This is a genomic window from Methanobrevibacter sp. (assembly GCF_017406825.1).
Lineage (GTDB): Archaea > Methanobacteriota > Methanobacteria > Methanobacteriales > Methanobacteriaceae > Methanocatella.
Window position 1 is genome coordinate 1 of record NZ_JAFQXT010000006.1, and the last position, 24,463, is coordinate 24,463.

Here is a 24,463-nt window from a genome sequence, read left to right on the forward strand (position 1 = left end):
GTTCCATACACTCCTGAAGAAAACGTTGTCGACCTTGACAAATTCGCTGAAGTCAATGTCGGATTATTCAAGGAAAAACTTGAACAGTATGACATGGGAAGCCCGACAATGTATCTTGAACCTGGCAGGTTCATAGTGGCCGATGCAAGCGTACTTTTAGTCACCGTCAACAGCATCAAACAAAGTTACAGAAAATTCATCGGTGTAGATGCAGGTTTCCACACACTTTTAAGGCCTGCAATGTATGATTCATACCATCATATTGTAAATGCAAGCAAAATGGATGCTGAAAATACTCAGGAAGTGGATATTGCAGGTAACGTATGCGAATCCGGAGATTTGTTCGCACGTGACAGGCCAATGCCGGATGTTGAAGAAGGAGACATCTTGGGTATTTTGAATGCGGGAGCTTACGGTTTTACAATGGCATCAAACTACAATTCAAGACCATTGGCTTCAGAAGTTCTCGTAACTGATGGGAAATGCAATATTGTACGCGAAAGACAGACCTTTGAAGACTTATATGCAAAACAAAGAATTCCACCACATTTAAAATAAGTGATTATTATGGTAGATTTAAAAGGATTAAAATTTTCAAAAATGCACGGAATAGGCAATGACTTTCCAATAATCGACGAATCAAAAGGGGAAGTCATTCCAGAAGCGGACAAACCGAAAGCATGCAGAATATTGTGCCACAGAAACTTCGGCGTCGGTGGAGATGGAGTGTTATTCGTGGAACCTTCTGAAGTTGCCGACATCGGTTACAGAATGTTCAATCCTGATGGAAGCGAAGCTGAAATGTGCGGAAATGGAATCAGATGCTTTGGAGATTTTGTTTACAGAAAAGGTATTTTAAAACAGGAAAAGATGACCGTAGAAACTAGGGCCGGCATTAAGACAATTGAAATCACCTTGGACGGAGATGAACCTGTATTGTTTAAAGTGGACATGGGTTTGTCAACATTTAAAACTCCTGAAATTCCGATGACATCCGATAAAGAGGAATTCCTTGATGATGAACTGGAGGTGATTGATACCACCTTCAACGTTACAGCCGTCAGTGTCGGTAATCCTCATGCAATAATCTTTGTTGATAATGTCGATGAAGTCGACATTGACAAATACGGCCCTGCAATTGAAGCCCATGAAGTGTTCCCTGAAAAAATCAATGTACACTTTGTAGAAGTGATCAGCAAAAATGAGGGCAAAATGAGAACTTGGGAACGTGGTGCAGGCGTGACACTGGCATGCGGAACCGGCGCAACCTCAACTGCAATTTCAGGATATAAACTCGGCCTGTTCGATGAAAACCTATTGCTCCACTTGCCTGGCGGAGACTTGAAATTCCAGGTTTATGAAAAGGATGACGCTCTTGGAGCCTTCATGGAAGGTCCTGCAGAGCTTGTTTTTGATGGAGAATTTTAGATTCTCTATTTTCCTTCTTTTTTCTTTCGGTATAAACCGAATATTATATCGACCGCGCCGAGCGCAATCACTAAAACCATCAATATGCTCATCTCATTTCTTGCAGCCGAAAAGGCGAGTGCAAGAATTATAAGAAATATGCCTGTGAGCACTGACTGTTTCCATTGTTCCATTTTATCACCTTATTATATTTTATAAGCATTAATTAATGTTATATCTTCAAAGAAGAAATGTTCTGTGGCTTTTATTTCTGCAATAAAACCTAGTTCATCTAGTTTTGTCAGTGTTTCGTCATTGCCTGAAAGTGAAGACTGTATCAGCTGGACAATTCCTCCATCATTTAAATGATTTCCCACTTCATCTAAAAAGACATCAATGACTTTCCTTCCATTTAATCCGCCGTCAAATGCATAATTTATAGTGTCGTCCAAAACTTCACCTTCTTCAGTCGGAAGATATGGCGTATTGAATAAAATCACATCAAACTTTCTGTTTTTTACAGGTTCAAAGAGATTTCCGAATAATATCTCAATATTTTCGATGCCGTTTTCTTCAAAATTTTTTCGCGCAAGTTCGCATGCATCAAAATTGATGTCTGTTACAGTAATCCTGTCAGTCAATCTTGAAGCATACATCGCAACAACTCCGGAACCTGTTCCAATTTCCAAAACACTCTGGTCCTGTCTGATTTCCAGATTATCCGCCAGCAGATAACTGTCTTCTGCAGGTATGTATACATTATCGTCAGTGTTGATTATAAAGTCAGCCATAGAATCACTCTTCAAAAATAGGGTTTAATTTCTGCGACAGGAACAAGATCTCTTCAGGAGCAAGCACGACAACTCTCTTTTTGAGATATTCGACTATTCTTTCATCATCGATTCCGTTCAATCTCTTTTTCAGGATCTTCTTGTCAATGCCGCTGATGACATGCCTTGAATCAATCAGGGCGTTTTTAATTTTTTTGTTTCTGTGCTGGAAAAGTGCCTTTGTGAATTTTGAATATACTTTAAACTTTTCAGCATCTAAAACATTTTCTTTCGGCGTTAATTTAACGACAGTCGAGTCGATTTGGGGTTTGGGAATAAAGCTTTCGTTGCTTACTTCGGTTAGTCTTTCCACATCACATTTAAAATAAAGCATTGCCGAAAGCCTGGAATAGTCCTTTGTCCCTACCTCTCCGGCCATTCGGCTTGCAAATTCCTTTTGATACATCAAAATGGCCAAATCGAAATCATAATCTAAAAATTTAAAAGTAATAGGTGATGAGATTTGATAAGGTAGATTGGAGATGATTTTGTTGAACTTTGGAAATTCAACCTTTAGGGCATCATCATTAATCAGTTCTACATTATCTATTTTTTCGTTCTTAAGTCGTTCAGCCAATATCTCACAGATCTTTTCGTCCTGTTCTATGGCTATTACTTTTTTAGCTTTTTTGGCAAGTTCAATTGTTAATGTTCCAATTCCGGTTCCTATCTCTAGAATGACATCCTCTTTTGAAATATTTCCAAAGTTAATAATCTGGTCTCTTTTATTCCTATCAATCAGATAGTTCTGTCCGAGATTCTTATTTAACTTTATTCCGTACTGATTTAGAATATCTTTAGTTGTTTTAGATAAGGAAGGGGAATTTTCACTAGTCAATTTATCACTTATCTTCCTCTTGAGCCTCTTGGAGGTTGTACAAATAGATAATATTTATTTTTACCTCTTCTTGGTGTTGTAGTGTCAAGCTCTTGTTTTACTCTGTTAACAATCATGCCCGCAGGATCGGCTAATGTAGGGAGTCTTTTGGAAATGTCTTCAAAGCTTTCAAACGGTTTTTCTTCTCTGGCTTTGATAATGTCTCCCATGTATTTTTTACCGATTCCCGGAATTAATTCAAGTGAATGAAGTCTTAAACTAATTGCATCAGTTTCATTGAAGAATTTAACATACTTCTCTTCATTTTCTACAACTATGTCGCGAATGGCGTAATCCAGTTCGATTCTACTAGTTGCAGTTAAATTTTCATAATCCAATTTTCCAAGAACCCTGTATATTTTTTCCCTTTTTCCTTTCCCGATATATACAGTATCTTGAATTTCCAAATCAACACCATTTTTAGGAGCTAATTCAAGTAAAGTGAATTGTTCTGTACCAATAGCTTGAGCAATAGGTTTACCACCGAATTTGGACATGTCAGACTTGACATAGCCACGACTTAGATAATCTAGCACAACAGCGTACTCTTCTTTTTTCACTGTTGATTTTTTTCCATTTCTATTTTTGTTATCCATGTTATCACTCACTATTGTTTTTTTATTATAACTTTTGCCATAATATTAAACTTATTAATAGATTTGATTGTTAAGTATAATAAATATATCTAAAAAAATAGGGGATGTTGAAAAAAATTTGAAAAATATACAAAAAAAGTGGAATAGTAAGAGATACTATTCTATAAAATCATATTGTTCCAACATTTCGAGGATTTTTTCCATGTCCTCTTTAGTTGTTTTTGTTGGTTCTTTAGCAAAAATTAATCTCATATCAGCCAAATCTTCCGGAACCAAATCGATAATATGAACAGCGACCTTATCTCTTAAACCAAATTCTTCTGTGAGTTTTTGATAGATTTCTTCAGCATCATCTGCGGAGTATCTTTTAAACCTTGCAAGATGGTTTAATGTAACGTTCTGCTGGTAGTTTAACTCATTGTCTTCAGCAAAATTTTCAAGAATTTCCTTTACTTCAGAACTTGGAATCGGTTCGCTTTTAATAACTTCTTTTCCAATCATAGAAATCATTGTTGTAATTTTAAGTGATCAGGTCTTACTATTAATTCTTTTGGTTTGTTACCATCTTTTAAAGAGACAATGTAAGCTTTTCCTTTTTGGCCGGTAACTTTGCCGGTTTTACCGTGGAATCTAGGAGCAGGTTGTCCTTTTTGGATGGATGGATTAATAGTAATGTGAACTAAATCTCCTTCTTCAAATCTTTGGAGCCTGTTAGTAATTGGGTTAGTTCTGCCCGGTCTTTGTACTTTAGTCATTTTTTTTCTTGATCTACTTTTTAATCCTCTTGATCTTTGCATTATATAACCTCTAATCAGTTCAGTCTGGGTATAAATCTATGTTATCAGCGACCTAGTATTGAAAAAGCCCATAAATACTAGTAACATAGAATGTGAAAATAACTATTACCATCAGTGATATGATAATATTATATTTTTAGTTTAATGTCATTAATATACTTTTAGTTTTTTTGGCTCTTTCAAAAACTTGTGTGATTTTTTTCTTTTTCATTTTTTATGTTCCAATAATTTAATTTTAGCATGAATCTTGTTAAAAGCCCTAGTTATATTTTCATTGTTCTTTTTATGTGTTTTGGAAAGGCCTTTTGGAATATATTTTCGATTTTATTATTTGTCGATGGAATATTTTTATTTTCAAGATGTGTCGTCAATTTTTTAAAGTAAGGAATGATGAATCTCCATATTATTTTGTTTGTAAACTTGTTTTTCGGATATTTTTTATTAATTAATTCATTTCTAAATGTTTTAGCTGAATCAAGGTCATTTGCATCCAGTATTTTATAAATATCTTGTTTTAAATTAGTTAATACTTCTTTTTCTTCATCAGATAATGGATTTTTATCAAAATAGTCTTTAAATCTTTTATTTATGGCTTGTTTTACATGGAAATTTACAGAAATGATGTTTTACTTTTAATTTATCTATAGCTTCTCGATATTCATGTTTTAAATCTGTTCCAATTGATATTTTCTTCTGATTTCTTAGTGATTCGTTTAAAAATTGATAAATGGTCTTAGAATCTTCTGATTCGACCAATTTGGCCGAAACAAGAGTATTTAATTTAACATCGAATAAGGCTAAAATATAGTTCCATTCTCCATTAATTTTAACCCAAAGACTATCAAACAAGTAATAACCAGAATAAGTCCAATTTTCATAGTTAAATTGATAATTAGAGTTCAATAATATGTTTTCTATGCTTTGATGTGAAATTTCAATGTTGTGCTGTTGTTTTAAGTCAAATCGTATTTTATGAAGCCCTGCACCATAAATTTGATATAAATTTTCAATACAATCAATAACAGGTAATGTTGTATTAGAATTAGCATAAACAAGTGATGATAACTCAGTATAAAAGACTTTACCACATTTATTACATTTATACTTTTAAACAGTACAAATTTGTTCTCCAATTCTTAAAAAAATTAGTTTTCTATCATAATTTCCATTTTTAACTGTATCTTTTGAATTACAACTAGGACAGATATTAATTCTATTCTCAAAATGAATTTTACCTCTTTTTTCCAATCTAATTAGATTATCAGCAATATTTTCACAACCAAATCGAGAAAGATCATCAGATTGCCGGAATTCCGAAAACTCTGGAATAAAATCGGAAAGTTTATATTTTTTTAACTCCATACATTCATATGGAGCTTTAATATTTTTGTTAGTCATATAATATTTAAGTTCCACCTTATATATTAATTTTACTACTTTTAAATTAAAAATAAAGAAAAAATAGAACGAATAAAAAACGTGACTAAAAAACTAGTGAAAATTCAAATCACACAAGTTTTTGTAGGAGACTTTTTGGGTGATTTTCACATTCACGTCGATTTTAAAAAAATATTATTTTTTCTTTTTATTCATTTTTTGGGCTTGTTTGAAGAATAGGTATACTATTATCATTCCTGTGCCGTAGAGTAGTATGTTTTCCAGTATTGTCTTATAGTTAATTACAGTATTTGTTGAGTTAAACATCTCCCCATCCATTGTTAGGAATATTAATGCCACATACACAATTATTGTTAAAGTTATGAAATATGCGCATCCTTTTTTAGTTCTTATTTCAAAAGGAAGAATTCTATTAGCAAGATTTGGTAAAACCAGTATTATTTGAATAATTAATGTGATTGTCAAAACCGCATCAAGGTTAGTCGGCGAATTCAGTATGAAGTTGAAACCAAAAATACCCACAATCAAACTTACCACCGGATAAATTGGCGGATAACCAAACAGAATCTCACCATCAACATGGCAACTTGAATCATTAAACAGCCTAGAGCCAAAAATCAAACTCAAAACCGGAACCACAAAAAATACAGAACACAAAATACCATTAGAGAAAAAACCCAAATAATGTGAACCTACAAAAACAAGATACATCAAAGAAACTATCCAAATTGTAAATATTTTTGTAAAATATTGATATGTACCAATTATTCTCATTTTTTCGTCCATGCCATATTTGTCTTCTAAATACACAGGAATAAATAAAGGAATTAATAAACCTCCTGTAAGCACATAATACAAAGAAAGGGCCTCGAAAACGAAAATATCCAAATTAAGACTAAAATCATAGATGTCTATTACGGTAGGAATTAGTAAAGAGATTCCTACCAATATCAAACTAAGTTTAATAATACTTTTCATAACTTCACCCAAATTAAATAAACTGCTTATTCACTTGAAACGTTGTATTCGCCGGGTACTAATCCTATTGTTCTAACTGCATATCCTTCATTATCTGTTTGTCGGTAGTATGTTGTAGTTCCGTAAGGGCCTGTAATCCTAATTGTAACAGTTTCCCCAGCTTGAACAGGATTTCCATCTAATCTTAGTAGTCTCACGATAAATGAACTGGAGTTTCCATATATTTTTACAAGATTATGGCTTTCAATTTGGGGTAAAATAGTAATTTTTTTTATTAAATAATCTTCGGTTATAGGGTTATTGATTCCTACGTAGTATATTCCAGGAGTATAATTGATTGGTATAACTACTTTTCCATTATTGTCCGTTATGTAGTTATTATGTTTTCCTGCTAAATTAAAAGAAACTTCAGAATTAGTTAGTAATGTACCATCAGTATGGTAAAAAGTTGTGGTAAAATCACTATCATTTCCATAGACTTTTGTTAAATCATCACATTCAATTGTAGAATTTAAATTATTAGAAGAAAGGGGTCTTGATTGAGTAAAGTTGATGGAGTCTATGTTTGCACAGTTGCTGTCAGTAATGTTCATGTTACTGTATTGCTGTTCTAGAGTTGTGTTTTCCAAATTAAATTCATTAGCATAAACCGGAGAAAAAATTACTAAAAAAATAAAAAACACAAATAATAACTTAAACCTCATAAAAAAATCCCCAACAGTGTGTTAAAAATAATTATGTATAAAGCAGTATATAAAAATTATAAATTGTTTTTGAAAAAAGTAGATGGTTAGGTGTAAATAAATGGTGTGAAAAGAAGATAACCTTAGTTATCTTCAAATCTTCTTCTGTCAATTAATTCTTGACGTTTACCTGGGTTCCAACCACCGGATGCAGATTTTGCACGTCCAACTTGTTGCACGTAACCGGTAATCCTATCATACCATTCTACATCCTCTCTTTCACCACAGGTAGGACAAACATTGTTTAGTCCTTTCATTAAAGTTTTACATTTTAAACAGAAGCTTAATGCTGAGCTGTAAGCCCAGAATCCGATATCTGATTTTCTTGCTATTTTATTGGTTAAGCTCATTAATGAATCAGGATCGGAGTATGATTCTCCCATGAATGCATGGAAGATGTGTCCACCAGGAGTTAAGCTGTGGTACTGTTCTTCGATTTTGATTTTTTCAATTAATGATAATCCGGTATCTACCGGCACGTGTGAGGAGTTGGTGTAGTAGTTAGCGTTTCCATCACCTTGTACGATAGCTTGGTCGCCGAATTGTTTTTTGTCGAGAGTTGCGAATCTGTAAGCGGTAGATTCAGCAGGGGTTTGCAGGACAGACCATCTGAGTCCGGTTTCTTCCTGTAATTTTTTAGCTCTGTCATTTACATATTCGAGACATTTGACACCGAATTTGTTGGCGTCAGGGTTTTCGATTCCTTCGCCGAATAAGGATAACAGCATTTCGTTAAGTCCGACAAAACCGAAGGATAAAGTTGAATTTTCGATTCTGTAGTATGATTCTTCTCCCACTTTCTGTTTTAAGAATGGTAGGATGTGGAAATCATTTAAGCATTTTAATCCTTGTTCTCTTCTAAGCATTAAGGTTTCAACTGCAAGGTCCATGTATTCGTCTAGGTATTCGAATACTTGGGATTCGTCTTTGGATTGGTATCCGATTCTTGGGAAGTTTAGGGTTACGTAAGCGAGGTTACCGGTTCTTAAACAGTCTTGGTCCCAGTCACCGGTCCAGGTGTCCTGTAAACAGGTTCTGCATCCCATGTAGTTGGCCATTTTGCCTCTGTATTTAGGGAACATGTTTACAAAGTAGGATGAACCGTATTTTGCAGATAATTCATGTACTAATCTTAAGTCGTCTTCATATTCACTGGTCATTGTTTCTTTACGGAGTGTGTAGATTGTATTTGGGAACAAATGAGGTTTTCCTTCATTGTCTCCTTCGAGCAATGTTTCAGTGAATGCTTTTTGGATTAATCTGGTTTCATCTTCAAAGTCCGCATAGGTTCCGACAACTTCTCCTTTTGGTCCGTATGCGGTTTCTTCTTTCAGGAAATCTGGAACGCCGAATTCCAATGCCATACTTGTGAATGGAACTTGTGATCCTCTTGCGGCGTAAGCCATGTTCAAGTTGTAGATCAGCATTTGAACTGCCTGTTTGATTTCTTCATAGCTTCTTCCTCTTGCAAATGGTGCAACAAATACGTTCCAAAGGGACATGGATTGTCCTCCGGACATGTTTTGCTGTGCTGCAAGCATGATTTCACCAGTGTGGTTCATTAAGGTTTCCATGTGGTTTGGCGCACCTGCAATGGAGGTGTGGTCACCGGTACCGTCAACTTTAAGTCCGTATCTGATGAAAGTTCTTATGTCGTGCTGTAGGCAGTTCAATGGTCTTCCGGCGAAGAATTCCAAATCGTGAATGTGAATGTCTCCGGACATGTGCGCATCTGCCAAGTGTGCAGGCAACATTTTCAGGAGTGCGTATTGTTTCAATGCTTCGTCTGCCACATGCTTGTGGATACTTTCAGGGTTGTGGATCATGTTTGCGTTGTCCCTGTTACCGTTTTCAATTAAGGAGGTGATGTTGTAAACAGGGATACCTAAACGGGTGTAACGGCTTCTTAAGTCTTCCAAACCGTATTCGATTAGTTTTGTGTTGACCATTTCCCTAATCATTGGAGCGGTCAGGTATTCCACATTTAACTTTTTGAGTTCTTTCCAGGTTTCTGTAGCGATTTCAAAAGCTGTTTCTTGGCTAGCACCGGTTTCTTCAATCAAGGTGTTAGCGATTTTTGATAAGTCAAATGCTTCGATGGTATCTCTTGAGGTACGTACTCTTAGCTGGGTACTTGCAAGGTATTTGTTTGCGATTTCAGGGTCGATGTCTTCTAAACATTCGTAAACAATTTTTTTGATTTCTTTGGTTTTGATTCCATCGTATAGTTGAGATACTACGGTTGCAATGATTTTATCTGACTCAAAGAATGGGGTTTCCACCATTATTAATGATTTCATTAATTTTTCATAACTGAATCTTTCTCTAATACCGTTATTTTTTTCTACATTGATTTTAACGGATTCTTGTAAATTATTTCCTAATTCTGATATTCTTTCCATTTATTTCACACCATTTTCCTAGTTTTTAAAAAAGTTTATTATCCGTTTGGAGAGAGTATGCTCTCACATGCTATTACTATTTGTAAACACATGTATAATTATTGTTCGTATTCATACGAACTTCTATTTAATAGGTAGTTCCTTATGATATATAAATCATTCGTCTTGAATCGAACAAAATTCCGGTACTCTGATATTACTATATTAAAATATTAAAAAATTAATTGTCCGAGAGCATTTGAAAAGTATTTCAGAAAAATACATCAAGGGAGCTCTGCTTGGACTTGTCACTTTCAAACAGTGAATTGATACCGAACTCCTGAATCTCTAAGCGCTGCTCAAGATAATGGGATACAGGGTACCTATTAACAAGATCTCTTGAAATTTCAAGATATTTGGTAACTGATCCTTTCGAAACGGATAAAATCAGGTTACCTCCACATTCACATTTTCCGGTAAGGGGCATCCTTCTGTATTTGGCGCCGCACTTGGTGCACCTGACCTTCTGCTTGGAAAATGCCCTGGAATTTCCCATAATGTCCGGCAGGAAGTGGGAGGACAATACCTTTTCCACAACTCCGCGCTGGTCAACTGCCCTGATGCTTTCGGCAAGGGCAATCTGCGCTTCAACCTTTTCCCGCATTGACGGCAATCTCTTGTAAAGGCATACTGTCGGTCCTGCATGGATATTTGAAGTGTGATGGGAAAACATCAGTCCCTCATACTGCTCGGGAGTACCCAAATGCTTTTCAACGTTATCGATGTAGTCAAGCACGTCAGCAGGCTTGTGAGGGGTATATGTCTCTTCATAAAACTCAACAGGGAATCTTTCAAAGATGTCCAGGTTGTGGGATTCGTCGTCTATCTCTTCAGGGTCAATTCTTGAAGATAAAACCAAAGGAGCATCCATGCTTCCTCCCCTTGTGTTAGGCAGGTATGATTTTGAAAAGTTGATTAGAGCATCCAGAAGCAGCATTATAGCATCTTCGTCACTGTCGCAATTTCTACGCTTTGCAGAATGGAAATAAGGATGCGCATAACAGCCCAATGCTTTTGTAAATCCTATGATTCTACCTAAAACACCGGCGGATGTGTGCGGTGCAAGACCCGCCACTAAATGGCCAATCAAATCGCTTTTCTCTTCAACGTTATAGAACGGCTCCATATCATAGAATCTTGTAAGCTCATCGTCAATGAACTGCGCTGTCCTCAGCAGGTATTCTCCGCAGTTATCGGATATTACAATGTCTTGAACCTTGAGCTCGATAATCTGATCGATGTTTTCAATCGGATTGCCGTAACAGTCATGTTCATAACCCATTTCCTTGAGCTTTTCAACGCTCACTCCAATTTCCCTTGGTACGAAATGAGTCAGAGGCAAATCAGTTGAATCGTGACGTATTGTCCCATCCTTAAAAGTAAACACCTCATGTTTTGCTCTGAGTATTCCCTTTTCTAACGGTTCGGGCAGTTTGGATTCTGAAATCATACCGATAACGCCCTTAACCTCATCGACACGTCTCACCTTAACGTTGTCTGATGCCTTCTTAAGCATGTTTGCAAGGGGAATGTTTTTCTGAGAAGGCTTGCCCATTTCAGTAGGATAGCCGCATTTCGGACAAAGAGCGCCGAAGGAGCTGATTCCGCATTCCGGATTGGTGCATTTGCGTCTTGAAATCTCCACCTTGATATTTCCCTTTTTGGCGGCGGTTGCAACAAGCCTTCTTGCCCCACCGTTGTTGCCGATTGGAATCAATCCATGTGGAGCAGGCCTCATCAGCCTTTCCTTTGATTTTTCAGGCCTTCCGACACGAGTGCCTATGTAGGCCGGAGCCTTGTTTTTGATTTCAACAGGGGATACCTCATTTACGGCTTCAATGGTTGTCTTCATTTCAGGCAGCCTTTTGGATAGGGTTACCAGAAGGGCATAAGAGTGATCCTTGTCGAGGATAATTTTGCCGTCCCTTACGGTGTGAGGGACTCCCATAATTTCCAAAACCCTTTTTTGATAAGACAAGTCAAGTTTCAACTCTTCGCCGGGTTTGTAATCTGCTTTTGACTTTTCAATCAGGTCAATTAAACAGTTTAAATCATGAATGGTCACGTCATTATAGCAGTAAGTGTATTTCGGGTGAAGCGGAATGCCATAATCTTTGGATAATTTCAGCGCTTCAACGGAGGACAAGTAATCGTATTCCAATTTTTCCAAATCCAGGTCATCATTGAAGTTTTCGCTTTTCTTCAATAGCTGAATCCACCATTCCTCAACCCATCCGGACGGATATAACGGTTGGTTGTTTCTTAAAAACTCGCCGAATGCAACAAGCATGTCGCCTAAAAACAGGATTTCCACAACATCCTTTTTAACTTCACGGGCCTTTTTTACACTGTCAAGCCTTAAAACATCTCCATTTTTAAGCTTAACAATTGGTCCTTCAATGGAATCGACGGGAACTACACAATTTCCCTTGCCGGGATATTCAATCTTAAGCTGTGTCCCGACGGCCAAAAATTCAAGCAGCGCCATTGTTGCAGGGTGAACTCCCATTGTAGCAAGGCCGGTATTTCTGGACCTTCCATATCTCAGTCTGAAACCGCCCTTTTCTGAAGGGTAACCTAAAATCGGCCTTCCGCCAATGATATCCTGGATATATTTAGGTTCTTCAAGGGTAACATCGGAATCTCCACTGTCATTTGAGGAATCGTCCTTTTTAGGCTTTGAATACTCGCTGAGCCATTCCCAGTCAAGACCCAGTTTCTTTGAAATCTTATGGATCTTTTTGGACTTTTGGATAACTCCTTCGACCATAGCCAGTAGTGCGCCCCCACGTATATTGTTGGTTTCGACACGCTCCAAATCCCTGTGGGATACTTCCACCTGGTCGGTCTGTTCTCCTGATACCTCTACCGGGATGTGATTTGCGGCGAATCTCACTTCTTCTGGTGTTGGTGAGTATTGCAGATTTGTAACTTCGGATTCGTAGAGTTCAACTTCCTCCACATACCTTTCGATTTCCTCATCTATAGGTTTAAACACGTCAATGTTAATTGCCTGCCTGATTTTATCTCCCAAAAGCACGGCCAATGCGGCGGCTGTTCCTCCTGCACTTCTGATAGGGCCTGCAAAGTAAACTCCGATATATTTTGTCCCGTCGAAGTTCTCCTTGATTTTCACATCTGAAATCCCTTCCAGAGGTGCTGCAACCACCCCTTCTGTCAAGATTGCAAGGGCTGTTCTAAGGCCCTGGTCGCATCTCTGTTCCTCATTCCAGTTTGCCTTTTCACCGGTCAATGGGAAGGTTCCGTCCGCAATCTCGGCGGCAATTTCAAAAGCCACTGACTCCCTGTCCATATCTTTCTCTAATTCCTTAATCCTTTGTGCCACACCTTCGGGGCCAACTAACCCCTCTACTCTTTCAGCTAAATCCTTTGCAAGTGGCACTTCGGTTTCGGTTTCAACATCTAAACCTTTAGACCTTGCCTCGTTAGCTATTTCGTATAGGTGATTGGTTTCTTTCTCTAATCTATCAAAATAATCCATGGTATCGCCACAAGTTACAAAATTAATCTAGTATATAATAGTTGGTTTTCATGATTTATTAATCTTTTTTAATAATAGTTAAATATGTTAAAAACTTAACTTAATAGTGTATCTAGTAGTTGAATTTTAAATATTAATATTGCTATTATGGTGATTTTAATGTCTGATGAAAAACCAATAAACGCTATGTATGGTCAAAAAGTTAAACTAGACTTAGATAAGATAAAAAACAGATCTAAAATAGAAACAGAACAAAACATTGTTGAAGAACCGGTTGTTGAACAAATTCCTGAACCTGCTGTTGAGGAAGAGCCTGTTGAGGCAGGGGGTGTGCCTGAAGAGGTTGTTGAAGAGGTTGTCGATGAACCTGCAGCTGATGAGGTTGCTGAAGAACCGATACACAACGAACCGGAAATCGAGGTTGTCGGAGAACCCGTTGAAGAGGAAGTCATTGAAAAACAACCTAAAGAAGATAATTCAAAATTAGATGATTTGAAAGCCAAACTGCTTGAAAAAGATAAAAAATTATCAAATCAATCCAATGAATTGAATTACTTGACAAACAAGATAATTCCTAAACTCAAAAAAGAGAATGCGGAATTGAACGAGGTCAAGAATGAATTGACCAGCGCACTTGAAAAAACAACAAGAAAATACTTTGATCAATTAGATATTAATGCGGATTTAAGCAATAATATTGGTAAATTAGGTGCTGAAGGCGCAGTTCAAAAGGTAAGGGCTGATAAACTGGAAAACGAAGTCAATTCTATCAAGGAAGAATTGGAATCAAAAATATCAGAACTTAAAGAAAAACTTTCAAGCACCAATGTCGATGGTCTTAAACAGGAAAATGGCAAATTATCCAAAGAACTCAGTGAGGTTAAGGATAAATTATCCGAGGCTAGAAAAGAAAACATAACCCTTTCTGAAGAAGTTGACAAATTGAGAGCGGAAATCATAGAATTTGGAAACTATAAGGAAGAAGTCGAAGCTCAAAGCAAAAAAGAAGTCGACGGTTACAAATCAGAAATTTCCGAACTCAGAACAAAACTCAAAGTTAAGGAAAGCAGTTATGACAAACTTGCTAATGATAATAATAAAACCATATCCGATTTAAGAAAACAGATAACTAAACTTGAAGAATCCTTGGAAAAAGAATCCAATAAAGGATTATTAAACAGATTCAGATAGATGATTAATTTCATCTATTAACTTATTTTTTTCATGAACTCTGATGATTATTTTATGAGTGAGGCCATTAAGGAAGCTGAAAAATCTTTAGCCGAAGGTGGAATCCCGATAGGTGCGGTGCTGGTTAAGGATGGTGAAATCATATCCAGAGGACATAATAGGCTTATTCAAAACGATTCTGCAGTTCTGCATGCCGAGATGGATGCAATTGAAAATGCGGGACGCTTGAATTATGAGGATTATATTGGCTGCACATTGTATACGACACTGTCTCCCTGTCCGATGTGCTCAGGCGCTGTAATGCTGTATAATATTCCGCACGTTGTCATTGGCGAAAATGCAACATTGATGGGGGCGGAAAAGCTATTGGAATCCAATGACGTTGAAGTCAATGTCTTGGATGATGCAAGGTGCAGGGATTTGTTTTTAAGATTTGCAAAGGATAATCCTGAAATATGGGATGAGGAGTTAAAGAAAGTCGGAAACACCACTGAGGTGAAATAATGGAGATAACTGTTACTGATGAAAGGGATGAAAGATTCATACAGATGTGTTCATCATTTGGATGTGAAGTAAATGACCCTCAAATAGTTTTGCTTTTGAATAACTTTCGAAAAACGGTGGGATGTGCCAGTTTTAAGGTTTATGATGCCGAATCCGCAGAAATAGTTACCTTATTTTTAAACTCTTATGATGATAGGGAAAAAATATCCTATAAGCTAATCCGACAGCTTGAAAAGATAGCGATGGACTATGAATTTAAAAGCATTGTGGTTAGTTTTGATTCAAGGGAGGATATTCTCATCGATATTTTTGAAAAATTAGATTATATTTTCGTTGATGAGCTTTTAATGAAAAAGGAATTCAAAAGTTTGATTTAAAAAAAGAAAAAGTAAAAAGATTAAGCTTCTTTTCTTAATCTTTTCACAACAAAGTCCTTATCCAAACTTAACAGGAATGATGCTGCTCTTGGGCCTTGTTTTTGACCGAGAATCATTTTATAAATAGCTTGGAAACCTTTTTGTGGTTTTAATTCTTGAGCTTCCAGGATTTCATACATCGCATCGTGCAATGCGGTTGCGTCTGCAAACTCATTGTTTTCAATCAAATCGGCAAGGTCAGCCAGGAATTGATCCTGTTCCGGGGTCAATGGCAAGTTAGGCACGCTTTTTTCCTGAACTTTGAATTTAACGAAGTTAGGTGCATAGGTGTCCAGCCAATAGATTACATTATCGACTCTTTCTCTGTACTGTGCCAATTCTGTTTCAGTCAAATCGCCAAATTCCTTGTCTTTAAAGCTTTTTGTTAATTGTGAGTTTCTTTTAAGGATATCGAAGATTTTCTCTAAATCATCGCCTGCAATCTGATAAGCGTTTACCAGGAATCTGAACGGCGGTCTGAAAGGCAGAGGACTGCCTTCATTGATTTGGACTATTTCATAGATTTCCTTGAATTTCCTGCCTTCTTTTTCAGATGGTGCTTCTACCTCATCGTAGAACACTTTTTCAACTGTATCGAACTGGTCGATAAAGTCCAGGTAAGGCATTCTTGGTGAGAAGTCTTTTGCTTTCATAGGTTTTGACCTGAACAGGTAGTAGTGAAGACTTTCCGCAGGACCGATTTTCAGCCATTCTTCAGGTGCGAAAAACACTCCGTGTGATTTGCTCATCGCTTCACCGTCAAGGGTGATCCATTCGTATGGCACTGGGTATGGTGCAGGGTAGTTGAATATTTTTTCTGAAATAACGCTACTTACATCGTAGGATCCTCCGCTTGCAGCGTGGTCTTTTCCGAACGGTTCGCATGTGGTTCCGAAGATTTTCCATCTTGCCGCCCATTCAACTCTCCAGGTGAGTTTACCGTTTCCGGATTTGATGTCCATTTCGCCTTCGTGGCCGCATTCACATCTGTATTTGATGATGTCTCCGTCATAGTCGTAAGCGTAGGTGGTGTTTACCCTTCCACATTCATCACAGATTGGGTTGTAAGGCAGCCAGTCGTCGGCTAGCGGCTCTCTTCTGTATTGGTTGAATATTTCTTTGATTTCCTCAACTTTTTCCAAGGAAGTTCTGATGTAATCGTTATAATCTCCGTTTTTATACATTTCAAATCCGGATTTGGTTTCCATTTCGATTCCATAATCGTCCATCACGGAAAGCAACGGTTTTTCAAAGTGTTCCACGAAGTTGGCGCAGCAGCCGTCAGGACATGGAATCATTGAGTATGGCATTCCAAGGTATTTGTCGTAATCTTCAGGTAAAGGATATGGGACTTTTCTTAAGGGGTCGTGGTCATCAGCAATCCATATTGTTTTTGCTTTTTTTCCTTTTTCTCTTAATTTCTTTCCGATTCCATTGGCTACAAATATGTCGCAGGAGTTTCCGATATGTATTGAACCTGAAATGGAGGTTCCACTTGCGATGATATGTTCTTCTACATCCATTTTACTTAATTCATTAGCTACATTTTCAATCCAATGTGTCATTTGTATTCACCATTACAATAATAAGAATAAGTTTTATAATGAAGTAATATTTGTTCCTATTTATATAAAAATATTAAGTACATGATGCGAATTCTATAATTTTTAGAAATGAGGTGTCATGATTAGCAATCAGTTCAAGCATTCTAGTATCATTTGAAACAAAAATTAGATTATCGTGGACAAGTCCGCAGTCATGGGCATCTGCAATGATTTTGCAATCCGGAGAGTGAACTCCCCATTCCTTTAATTGAATGGCACAATCTGGATATTTTAGATAATTATCCAAGCCGTAATCGTGGAGAATTAAAATCTCGTTTAATTTTTTGTCTCTTTTAAAATACATTTTTTTAAAATTTTCAGTGAAATTTTTAAAATTTAAGTATATGGGCTGTGAAATTCCTTCAATGATGTTGTATTATTTATTTTTAAAATTAACAAATTATATATAGTTTTAGATTAAAATAACTATTTTTAAAACACTAATCTATTGTATATTGGTGAAGTGTGGAAAGTATTATATAGTCTTTAGGAAATAATAATTAAGAAATTTTTCTTTTATCGGATAAATTAATTAAACGTGATGCATATGTTAGCAAATTAAAAGATTATGTTAACACTGATTTTGTTAAGGTATATATCGGAATTAGAAGATCGGGCAAGACCAGTTTAATGTATAACATCATCGATTTTTTGTGTGGAGATGAATAAAGATATAGTCTGTTTCAATAGAGAATCTAAAAAAATAAGGTAAATAGATAAGAATATCTATTTAATAAGGTCGGAATCGGATTGGTCCAACCATTCATTAACGATTTTCACTGCACAGAAGTTTCCGCACATTGTACATGTGTCCTCTTCTTCAGGGGGTCTTTGGTCTCTTTTTGCACGTGCAGCTTGTGGAAACATTGCGCATTCATATTGCGCTTCCCAATCAAGTCTTTTACGGGCTTCTGCCATTGCAAGGTCTTGTGAACCGTCAATTTGGCCGGTTGCAAGGTCACCTGCATAAGCTCCGATTTTGGTTGCAATCACGCCTTCCCTTACGTCATCAGGGTTAGGTAATGCCAGGTGTTCTGCCGGGGTCACGTAACAGATGAAGTCTGCACCAGCCTTTGCAGATGATGCCGCACCGATTGCAGAGACTATATGGTCATAGCCCGGTGCCACGTCACATACAATAGGTCCGAGCATGTAGAATGGTGCGTTTGAACACATTTTCTTTTGAATCATAACGTTTGTCGGAATTTCGTTGATTGGAATGTGTCCAGGTCCTTCAATCATACATTGAACTCCCGCTTCACGAGACCTGTCGATTAATTCCCCTAAAATGATCAATTCTTGAATTTGTGCCCTGTCAGTTGAATCGGCAATGGATCCTGCTCTCATACCGTTTGCAAGGGACAGCACGACATCATGTTCCTTGGCAATTTCTAAAACGTAATCGAAGTTTTCGTATAACGGGTTTTCCTTTTCGTTTTCCACAATCCAGCCGGACATGAATGAACCTCCTCTTGAAACAAGTCCTGTTACACGGCCTTGCCTTTTGAGTCTGGTTAATGTTTCAATGTTGATGCTGCTGTGGATTGCCATAAAGTCGATACCGTCTTTTGCCTGTTTTTCGATGGTTTTGAACAGGTCATCTTCATCCATGTAAATTACAGATCCTTCTCTTCTGATAGCTTCAATGGCTGCCTGATAGACAGGCACTGAACCTACAGGCAATGGGGACATGTCGAGCACCCTTCTTCTGATTACGTCCAGGTCTCCGCCTATACTCAGTTCCATCAGACAGTCTGCACCATTGTCGATTGCAATTTGCGCTTTGAGAACTTCTTCGTCGAAGTTGACAATGTCTGTTGAAGTTCCTACTGTTGCATTTACTTTTGTTCTGAGTCCCGCTCCAATACCTGCAGCGTCGATGTCTCTGTGGACGTTTCCGGGTATTACTATGGTACCTTGTGCCACTGATTTCAGTATAAATTCTTCTGAAACACCTTCGACTTTAGCGACGTGCTTCATTTCATCTGTCAATATGCCTTTTTTTGCATCGCTGATTTGTGTCATGATAATTCCTCAATTAAGATTTAAAACACTCAAATTAAATTTAAAAATTTCTCATATTTATTTGATAATTTCTTATTTTAATTTAATAGTATTTAAATTAGTATGTAACTCTTCATTACATCATATTTGATATTTGTAAAGTTATTTTTAAAAAAAAGTAAATTATAGGAATATATGTTAAAAATAAAGGGATTTTGATAAAAATAAGGTAAAATTGAAAAAATAAAAGAATTAATAGAATTCATTCATTCTTTCAAATGCGTCATCAAAAGTCGGCATGTTTGTCTGACAACCTTGATGTTCAATGATAAATGAAGAAACGGCTGATGCGAATTTGGCGGATGCTTCCAGTGATTCTCCATTCAGGAATCTTGATAAAAATCCTGCCCTGTATGAATCTCCAGCTCCGGTCGGATCAACGACATCGGTAGCGATTGCATCGATTTTGATTTTATCTTCACTTGAATATATTTCACTACCGTTGGCGCCGCAGGTTTTGACGATGATTTTCGGACCCATATTCCTCAATCCGGTCAAGTCAACTTCAAGAGCATCCAATATTCTTTCGATTTCATGATGGTTACCAAATAATATGGTTGTGTTTTCAATCACGTCAATCAGTTTTTTGGTGTCATACATTCCAAGGTCCTGGCCAGGATCAAATGAAACGAGCAGATCTTCGTTTTTCGCTTCCTCTGAACATTTCCAGTTGAAATCCGGATCTCCTGTAGCCAAATGGATTGCTTCCGCATTTTTAATTGCGGATGTCGGGACTTTGCTTTCGGCAAATTCACGGGCAGCTCCCCAGTAGAAATAACTGATCTGGTCATCGTTATCATCAGTTAAGACAAATGCGGTGGGGGTGGCTTCACCAGGAACGATAATGAGTGATTCTGTGTCAATGTCTAAATTTTGCATGTGCTCATAGTATTCTGTCTTTTTGAAATCCCCTCCAACAGCGGAAACCAATGAAGTTTTTAATCCTAAATTTGCTCCAACGCAGGCCACATTCGCAGCCGCTCCACCATTGAAGGTTTTCATATTTGTTATTGGTGCTGAAAAATTCGCTTTTGGAAATTCAGGCACTCTTATAATGTAATCATGAGCAGAATGACCAACTGCTAGTAAATCTCTGTTTTTTGCCATAATATCGCCTTTTTATTATTCAATATAATATTGTGTCTCATCATTATTTAATGTTTTGAAAGTGTGTATTTTCACAATTTCATGGGTGTGGTGATAGGTATATAATTATATTAATATTGCTTTTTGCCGAGAGCATTTGAAAAGTATTAGCCCATTGGAGTGAAACCCTGATTTTCAATGTCTTTTTGAGCGTCATTAATCAGATATCTGATATATTCATCAACTTCGGGTTTGTCTTCGTTTACCTTAACGGCGCTGATTACATGTTGCGTGTCATACTTCAAAAGTTCATTTCCTTTAAAATAGCTTGCATTCAAAAAGGTGTAGAGATTTTCGGAATTTCTGACAATTTTAAAGGCATCGAATTGTGAATTGACGCTTTCCTTCAAATTGTATTCGATATCATAGTGATTTAAGCTGTTCCATGCAAGCCTCTGGGCGGAACCGTTAACGTTTATAAAATCAAGTCCCTCCAAATCGGAAATGCTTTCAACATTCCTGGATTCGGGGCTTGAAACCAAAACAAGATAATCGTAAGCTATCGGCATGAAGTTAATGTCGCGTTCGTAAGCGATTAAAGGATCGTCTAAAGTCAGGATATCGACAGCACCCCTTCTTGCAAGCTCGAATGCGTCCTCATCGGAACTGCTGTAGATGTTAACATCGAATGGAGTATTCAGACTTTCTAAAAGTCCTGTGCTTATATGTCCGCCGGCAATGTTGATTTTTGGTGTTTTTTCTATTTGAATCAAATATTTCCTGAACTCTTCAAGCAGTTCCAATCCTTCTTTGGTAAGGTGAGTTCCGTTCCCTACTTTTTCCGTGATTTTAATGCCTAATTTGTCCTCTGCCTTAAGCAGCCTTCTATTGAATACCGTATGCGAAATATTTAATTCTTTTGCGGATTTTCTCTGGGATTTTGTCCGTGACAGTGAATCCAGACTTTGGTACAATTTGTAATCGTAAATGTCACCATCTATCTCCAGACTTATAAGTCCCCTGCTTTCAAATTTCATTAATTATATATAAAATTTTAATCATAATTAATAATATTGATTTAAAGGTAGATGAAAATGGAAATAATGAAAACCTCTATTCGAGCAATATTGGATAATATTGAAAATGCACAGGAATTTTTGGATGAACAGGCTATTGAAGATTTTGAAGACATTATTATCAACTCTAAAAATATTTTTGTTACAGGAGCGGGAAGATCAGGGCTTGCCGCAAAGGCATTCGCCATGAGACTTATGCATTTGGGCTTAAGCGCATATGTTGTTGGGGAAACCATATCTCCTGCCATTTATGAAGATGATTGTATCGTGGCCATATCCGGTTCCGGTGAAACAAACACTATTGTTTCCGCTGCTAAAATCGCAAAAAATAGAGGTTCAAAAGTTTTAGCATTGACATCATATCCAGAATCTACTTTAGGTCAACTCGCAGACAGTTTCATCCTTGTCAAAGGAAGAACCAAAAAGGAAGTCGACGATGAAAATTATATGAAGCGTCAAATCCATGGAAACTATACTTCACTTACCCCTTTAGGGACCGCTTTCGAGTTAACTACACTTGTGTTTTTGGATGCGATCGTTTCCGAGCTAATGGAAAAGATGCATCAGACTGAAAGTGACTTAAAGGCAAGACACACAGTTTTAGAATAGAATTCTGTTCTGATTATTATAGATATTACAGCGTTGGCCTCTAAGGAATCCGACCAATGTAATATTACCTTTTTTTGCTATATTGTATCCTGAATTTGCGGGAGCCGCGTTTGATGCCAGGATTGGAATCCCTGCCCTTGTCATTTTGATGACCATGTCCGCAGGCATTCTGCCGCTGTAGATTACATAGGAGTTTTTCAAGTCGAAGCCGTGGAGTATGCCATATCCGATGACCTTGTCGACAGCGACGTGGCGACTTACATCTTCCTTCACAACAAACTTTTCTTGGTAGACTATTCCTGCAACGTGTGTTCCTCCGGTTGCCTGCCATATTTCGGCGTTGTTCTTCAGCTCTTCGATTCTGCTGATTAGTTCATGAACGTCAACCTGGAAGTCGGATTCAACAGCTTTCACTTCTTTTATTTTGCTTCTCCATCCTCCTGCCGAATCGGAGCACAGTACGGTTTCGTTTGATTTCAGTAAAGCGTCGTCTATTTCGACACTGATTTGCGGGCCGCTTATTTCAATCTTTTTAATGTCATCTAGGGATTTTACCATATTCTCATTGATCAGATACCCGACTGCAAATTCCTCAAGGGAGTCTTCGATTGCCGATAAGCTACGGGAAATATCTCCGTTTATTGTAAGGGTTATTGTTTCATCTTGCACGACATATTCCTTTGCATCTTTCGCTTCATCATTCTTGAAGTTTATTGCATCAATTTCTTCGATTTTCATTTCACGCACCTTCTCAATATATAATATGTTAATTTTTATATAATAGTATATATCGCCTGTCGGGCAACATAATATGTTATGATGAGTTTGCCTAAATTTTATTTTTTTTTGATTTTAATTTTTAAATTCGATTTTTTTTTAAAATTTTTTCATTTTTTGGATGTTTTTATGAAAATTGGACACGATATTAATCTGTTTTCATATAGATGTTTTTTCCAAACTTTTCATCAGATCAGATTTTAAAACATTTTTTTTTAAAAATTCACGATTTTCATTTCATAAAATGAAAAAACAAGCATTAATCTAATCATAATTCATTAAAAAAAGAAGTTTAACACGATGTGAATATTATCCATCATGATTTATCATTATGATTAATTTTGTTCAATTGTAATATTTAAATATTTCTTTTTGCTTCTAATAAGAAACCCTTTTTATATATAATGCACTTATATAATATCATAATACTCTTTGAACTAGTTTAGGGTTTCATTAGTATTATAAAAATTAATTAAAAAAGGGAATAAAAGAGGTTGATAAAATGAGTTCATCTTTTAAAAGTCCAGTAGAAACTGCGAAAGCAATTTCCGGAACTGCTGGAGCAAAAGACTCTGCAAAAATAGATAATGTAATATTACTCTCCTTTTTAGCAGGAGCATATATTGCATTTGGTGGTTTATTAGCTGTAGTAGCAAGCGCAGGTATGTTAGATGCAGGCGCTCCTCTCGGTTTAGAAAAGTTCGTATTCGGTGCAGTGTTCCCTGTAGGTTTGATTATTGTTGTACTTGCAGGATCTGAATTATTCACTGGAAACGTAATGTTCATGACTTTAGGTGTTTTAGACGGTACCGCTTCTATCGGCGGCCTCTGTAAAAACTGGGTACTCAGTTGGATTTTCAACTTTGTCGGTGCATTATTCGTAGCTTACGTATTAGCTTTCATGGGAGGAATCACTCCTGTAGATACCGCAGCACCAGCTTATGCAATTTCATCAAAAGCTATGGCTGTAGCAGCCGGTAAAGTTACCATGCCATTCCAAGTTGCTTTAATCAAAGGTATTGGTTGTAACTGGCTTGTATGTTTAGCTGTATGGTTAGCAAATGCATCTGATGATATCATCGGTAAAATCGTTGGTATTTGGTTCCCAATCATGGCATTTGTATGTATCGGATTTGAGCACAGTGTTGCAAATATGTTCTTCATACCATTAGGTATGTTCTTAGGTGCTGAAGGTGTTACCTGGAGTACTATCCTTATTAACAACTTACTCCCTGTTACCATCGGAAACATCATTGGTGGAGCTATCTTTGTAGCATGTATCTACTGGTACACTTACTTAAAAGGATAAGCTAGTAAACTTATAAGAAGCTTTAAAAAAGCTTCTTTTTATATTATTTTAAATATAAATTTTGGAGATTAAAAAATGGTTGAGATTAAATATGTGCCAACAATCTGTCCATACTGCGGTACTGGTTGTGGACTCAACTTCGTTGTAAAAGACGGAAAAATTGTTGGTGTAGAACCTTTAAAAAGACACCCTGTAAACGAGGGTAAAGTATGTCCAAAAGGTAACTTTGGATATCAGTTTATTAATAGGGAAGACAGA

Annotated in this window: 25 protein-coding genes and 1 pseudogene; 8 read left to right on the forward strand and 18 right to left on the reverse strand. The window is 36.9% G+C overall.

The window, feature by feature from the left end; all coding sequences use genetic code 11:
• Both IJF99_RS01140 and dapF read left to right on the forward strand, forming a co-directional pair.
• Nucleotides 1-558: pseudogene (locus tag IJF99_RS01140) on the forward strand (diaminopimelate decarboxylase); the annotation flags it as partial.
• A gap of 9 nt (nt 559-567) precedes the next feature.
• On the forward strand, nt 568-1,428 hold the full coding sequence (gene dapF / locus IJF99_RS01145; protein WP_292790908.1) for a diaminopimelate epimerase: 861 nt from the start codon (nt 568-570) through the stop codon (nt 1,426-1,428).
• 5 nt (nt 1,429-1,433) lie between these two features.
• Here dapF and IJF99_RS01150 read toward each other — a convergent pair whose 3' ends face one another.
• From IJF99_RS01150 to polC, 12 genes are all read right to left on the reverse strand, one after another.
• Complete coding sequence (locus tag IJF99_RS01150; protein ID WP_292790910.1) at nt 1,434-1,601, reverse strand: hypothetical protein; 168 nt, start codon at nt 1,599-1,601, stop codon at nt 1,434-1,436.
• Nucleotides 1,602-1,613: 12 nt separating this feature from the next.
• A complete protein-coding gene (locus tag IJF99_RS01155) occupies nt 1,614-2,198 on the reverse strand; it encodes a HemK2/MTQ2 family protein methyltransferase (RefSeq protein WP_292790913.1) in 585 nt (194 codons plus the stop codon).
• A gap of 4 nt (nt 2,199-2,202) precedes the next feature.
• Nucleotides 2,203-3,075 (reverse strand): 16S rRNA (adenine(1518)-N(6)/adenine(1519)-N(6))-dimethyltransferase RsmA, encoded by an 873-nt coding sequence (gene rsmA, locus IJF99_RS01160; protein WP_292790916.1) that lies wholly within the window; start codon nt 3,073-3,075, stop codon nt 2,203-2,205.
• Nucleotides 3,076-3,083: 8 nt separating this feature from the next.
• Nucleotides 3,084-3,710 (reverse strand): DUF655 domain-containing protein, encoded by a 627-nt coding sequence (locus IJF99_RS01165; RefSeq protein ID WP_292790919.1) that lies wholly within the window; start codon nt 3,708-3,710, stop codon nt 3,084-3,086.
• Between the two features lie 156 nt (nt 3,711-3,866).
• Complete coding sequence (locus IJF99_RS01170; protein WP_292790921.1) at nt 3,867-4,211, reverse strand: RNA polymerase Rpb4 family protein; 345 nt, start codon at nt 4,209-4,211, stop codon at nt 3,867-3,869.
• A gap of 5 nt (nt 4,212-4,216) precedes the next feature.
• A complete protein-coding gene (locus IJF99_RS01175) occupies nt 4,217-4,507 on the reverse strand; it encodes a 50S ribosomal protein L21e (RefSeq protein WP_292790924.1) in 291 nt (96 codons plus the stop codon).
• Nucleotides 4,508-5,089: 582 nt separating this feature from the next.
• The gene (locus tag IJF99_RS01180; protein WP_292790927.1) at nt 5,090-5,356 is read right to left on the reverse strand and encodes a DDE-type integrase/transposase/recombinase; all 267 of its coding nucleotides are present in this window, start codon (nt 5,354-5,356) and stop codon (nt 5,090-5,092) included.
• A gap of 258 nt (nt 5,357-5,614) precedes the next feature.
• Nucleotides 5,615-5,905: a hypothetical protein gene (locus IJF99_RS01185; protein WP_292790930.1), complete on the reverse strand. Its 291-nt coding sequence runs from the start codon at nt 5,903-5,905 to the stop codon at nt 5,615-5,617.
• Between the two features lie 174 nt (nt 5,906-6,079).
• Complete coding sequence (locus IJF99_RS01190) at nt 6,080-6,883, reverse strand: hypothetical protein (RefSeq protein WP_292790933.1); 804 nt, start codon at nt 6,881-6,883, stop codon at nt 6,080-6,082.
• Nucleotides 6,884-6,909: 26 nt separating this feature from the next.
• Nucleotides 6,910-7,587 (reverse strand): hypothetical protein, encoded by a 678-nt coding sequence (locus IJF99_RS01195; RefSeq protein WP_292790936.1) that lies wholly within the window; start codon nt 7,585-7,587, stop codon nt 6,910-6,912.
• A 122-nt stretch (nt 7,588-7,709) separates the two neighbouring features.
• The gene (nrdD, locus tag IJF99_RS01200; RefSeq protein WP_292790939.1) at nt 7,710-10,028 is read right to left on the reverse strand and encodes an anaerobic ribonucleoside-triphosphate reductase; all 2,319 of its coding nucleotides are present in this window, start codon (nt 10,026-10,028) and stop codon (nt 7,710-7,712) included.
• Between the two features lie 250 nt (nt 10,029-10,278).
• Nucleotides 10,279-13,569: a DNA polymerase II large subunit gene (gene polC / locus IJF99_RS01205; RefSeq protein WP_292790942.1), complete on the reverse strand. Its 3,291-nt coding sequence runs from the start codon at nt 13,567-13,569 to the stop codon at nt 10,279-10,281.
• A gap of 159 nt (nt 13,570-13,728) precedes the next feature.
• Between polC and IJF99_RS01210 the strand changes: the two genes are divergently transcribed.
• Genes IJF99_RS01210 through IJF99_RS01220 form a run of 3 tightly spaced genes read left to right on the forward strand, consistent with a single transcriptional unit; the run spans nt 13,729 to nt 15,641 of the window.
• A complete protein-coding gene (locus IJF99_RS01210) occupies nt 13,729-14,760 on the forward strand; it encodes a hypothetical protein (RefSeq protein ID WP_292790945.1) in 1,032 nt (343 codons plus the stop codon).
• Between the two features lie 33 nt (nt 14,761-14,793).
• Entirely contained in the window at nt 14,794-15,264 is a 471-nt protein-coding gene (locus tag IJF99_RS01215) for a nucleoside deaminase (RefSeq protein ID WP_292790948.1), read from the forward strand.
• Complete coding sequence (locus IJF99_RS01220; RefSeq protein ID WP_292790951.1) at nt 15,264-15,641, forward strand: hypothetical protein; 378 nt, start codon at nt 15,264-15,266, stop codon at nt 15,639-15,641. The genes IJF99_RS01215 and IJF99_RS01220 overlap by 1 nt, the downstream gene beginning before the upstream one ends.
• A gap of 20 nt (nt 15,642-15,661) precedes the next feature.
• On the opposite strand, the gene lysS is transcribed toward IJF99_RS01220, so the two are convergent.
• The 5 genes from lysS to IJF99_RS01245 form a co-directional block, all read right to left on the reverse strand.
• Complete coding sequence (lysS, locus tag IJF99_RS01225; protein WP_292790954.1) at nt 15,662-17,245, reverse strand: lysine--tRNA ligase; 1,584 nt, start codon at nt 17,243-17,245, stop codon at nt 15,662-15,664.
• Between the two features lie 73 nt (nt 17,246-17,318).
• Nucleotides 17,319-17,588 carry a hypothetical protein gene (locus tag IJF99_RS01230; protein ID WP_292790956.1) on the reverse strand — a complete coding sequence of 90 codons (270 nt, stop codon included), beginning with the start codon at nt 17,586-17,588 and terminating at the stop codon, nt 17,319-17,321.
• Nucleotides 17,589-18,010: 422 nt separating this feature from the next.
• The gene (thiC, locus tag IJF99_RS01235) at nt 18,011-19,309 is read right to left on the reverse strand and encodes a phosphomethylpyrimidine synthase (RefSeq protein ID WP_292790959.1); all 1,299 of its coding nucleotides are present in this window, start codon (nt 19,307-19,309) and stop codon (nt 18,011-18,013) included.
• Between the two features lie 231 nt (nt 19,310-19,540).
• Nucleotides 19,541-20,455 (reverse strand): carbohydrate kinase family protein, encoded by a 915-nt coding sequence (locus IJF99_RS01240; protein WP_292790962.1) that lies wholly within the window; start codon nt 20,453-20,455, stop codon nt 19,541-19,543.
• Nucleotides 20,456-20,601: 146 nt separating this feature from the next.
• On the reverse strand, nt 20,602-21,471 hold the full coding sequence (locus tag IJF99_RS01245) for a LysR family transcriptional regulator (protein ID WP_292790965.1): 870 nt from the start codon (nt 21,469-21,471) through the stop codon (nt 20,602-20,604).
• 57 nt (nt 21,472-21,528) lie between these two features.
• Between IJF99_RS01245 and hxlB the strand changes: the two genes are divergently transcribed.
• Entirely contained in the window at nt 21,529-22,119 is a 591-nt protein-coding gene (gene hxlB, locus IJF99_RS01250) for a 6-phospho-3-hexuloisomerase (RefSeq protein WP_292790968.1), read from the forward strand.
• Here hxlB and fdhD read toward each other — a convergent pair.
• Complete coding sequence (gene fdhD, locus IJF99_RS01255; protein WP_292790971.1) at nt 22,111-22,857, reverse strand: formate dehydrogenase accessory sulfurtransferase FdhD; 747 nt, start codon at nt 22,855-22,857, stop codon at nt 22,111-22,113. The two genes, hxlB and fdhD, sit on opposite strands and share 9 nt — an antisense overlap.
• A 541-nt stretch (nt 22,858-23,398) precedes the next feature.
• On the opposite strand from fdhD, the gene IJF99_RS01260 reads away from it, so the two are divergent.
• Both IJF99_RS01260 and IJF99_RS01265 read left to right on the forward strand, forming a co-directional pair.
• Nucleotides 23,399-24,205 (forward strand): formate/nitrite transporter family protein, encoded by an 807-nt coding sequence (locus IJF99_RS01260; RefSeq protein ID WP_292790974.1) that lies wholly within the window; start codon nt 23,399-23,401, stop codon nt 24,203-24,205.
• Nucleotides 24,206-24,280: 75 nt separating this feature from the next.
• Nucleotides 24,281-24,463: hypothetical protein (locus tag IJF99_RS01265; RefSeq protein WP_292790977.1), on the forward strand; the 183-nt coding region annotated here is incomplete at its 3' end.

Coding starts and splice junctions, on each gene's coding strand:
- dapF (WP_292790908.1), top strand. CDS start 568: ATGGTAGATTTAAAAGGATTAAAATTTTCAAAAATGCACGGAATAGGC.
- IJF99_RS01150 (WP_292790910.1), bottom strand. CDS start 1,601: ATGGAACAATGGAAACAGTCAGTGCTCACAGGCATATTTCTTATAATT.
- IJF99_RS01155 (WP_292790913.1), bottom strand. CDS start 2,198: ATGGCTGACTTTATAATCAACACTGACGATAATGTATACATACCTGCA.
- IJF99_RS01165 (WP_292790919.1), bottom strand. CDS start 3,710: ATGGATAACAAAAATAGAAATGGAAAAAAATCAACAGTGAAAAAAGAA.
- IJF99_RS01170 (WP_292790921.1), bottom strand. CDS start 4,211: ATGATTGGAAAAGAAGTTATTAAAAGCGAACCGATTCCAAGTTCTGAA.
- IJF99_RS01175 (WP_292790924.1), bottom strand. CDS start 4,507: ATGCAAAGATCAAGAGGATTAAAAAGTAGATCAAGAAAAAAAATGACT.
- IJF99_RS01185 (WP_292790930.1), bottom strand. CDS start 5,905: ATGACTAACAAAAATATTAAAGCTCCATATGAATGTATGGAGTTAAAA.
- IJF99_RS01190 (WP_292790933.1), bottom strand. CDS start 6,883: ATGAAAAGTATTATTAAACTTAGTTTGATATTGGTAGGAATCTCTTTA.
- IJF99_RS01195 (WP_292790936.1), bottom strand. CDS start 7,587: ATGAGGTTTAAGTTATTATTTGTGTTTTTTATTTTTTTAGTAATTTTT.
- nrdD (WP_292790939.1), bottom strand. CDS start 10,028: ATGGAAAGAATATCAGAATTAGGAAATAATTTACAAGAATCCGTTAAA.
- polC (WP_292790942.1), bottom strand. CDS start 13,569: ATGGATTATTTTGATAGATTAGAGAAAGAAACCAATCACCTATACGAA.
- IJF99_RS01210 (WP_292790945.1), top strand. CDS start 13,729: ATGTCTGATGAAAAACCAATAAACGCTATGTATGGTCAAAAAGTTAAA.
- IJF99_RS01215 (WP_292790948.1), top strand. CDS start 14,794: ATGAACTCTGATGATTATTTTATGAGTGAGGCCATTAAGGAAGCTGAA.
- IJF99_RS01220 (WP_292790951.1), top strand. CDS start 15,264: ATGGAGATAACTGTTACTGATGAAAGGGATGAAAGATTCATACAGATG.
- lysS (WP_292790954.1), bottom strand. CDS start 17,245: ATGACACATTGGATTGAAAATGTAGCTAATGAATTAAGTAAAATGGAT.
- IJF99_RS01230 (WP_292790956.1), bottom strand. CDS start 17,588: ATGTATTTTAAAAGAGACAAAAAATTAAACGAGATTTTAATTCTCCAC.
- thiC (WP_292790959.1), bottom strand. CDS start 19,309: ATGACACAAATCAGCGATGCAAAAAAAGGCATATTGACAGATGAAATG.
- IJF99_RS01240 (WP_292790962.1), bottom strand. CDS start 20,455: ATGGCAAAAAACAGAGATTTACTAGCAGTTGGTCATTCTGCTCATGAT.
- IJF99_RS01245 (WP_292790965.1), bottom strand. CDS start 21,471: ATGAAATTTGAAAGCAGGGGACTTATAAGTCTGGAGATAGATGGTGAC.
- hxlB (WP_292790968.1), top strand. CDS start 21,529: ATGGAAATAATGAAAACCTCTATTCGAGCAATATTGGATAATATTGAA.
- fdhD (WP_292790971.1), bottom strand. CDS start 22,857: ATGAAAATCGAAGAAATTGATGCAATAAACTTCAAGAATGATGAAGCG.
- IJF99_RS01260 (WP_292790974.1), top strand. CDS start 23,399: ATGAGTTCATCTTTTAAAAGTCCAGTAGAAACTGCGAAAGCAATTTCC.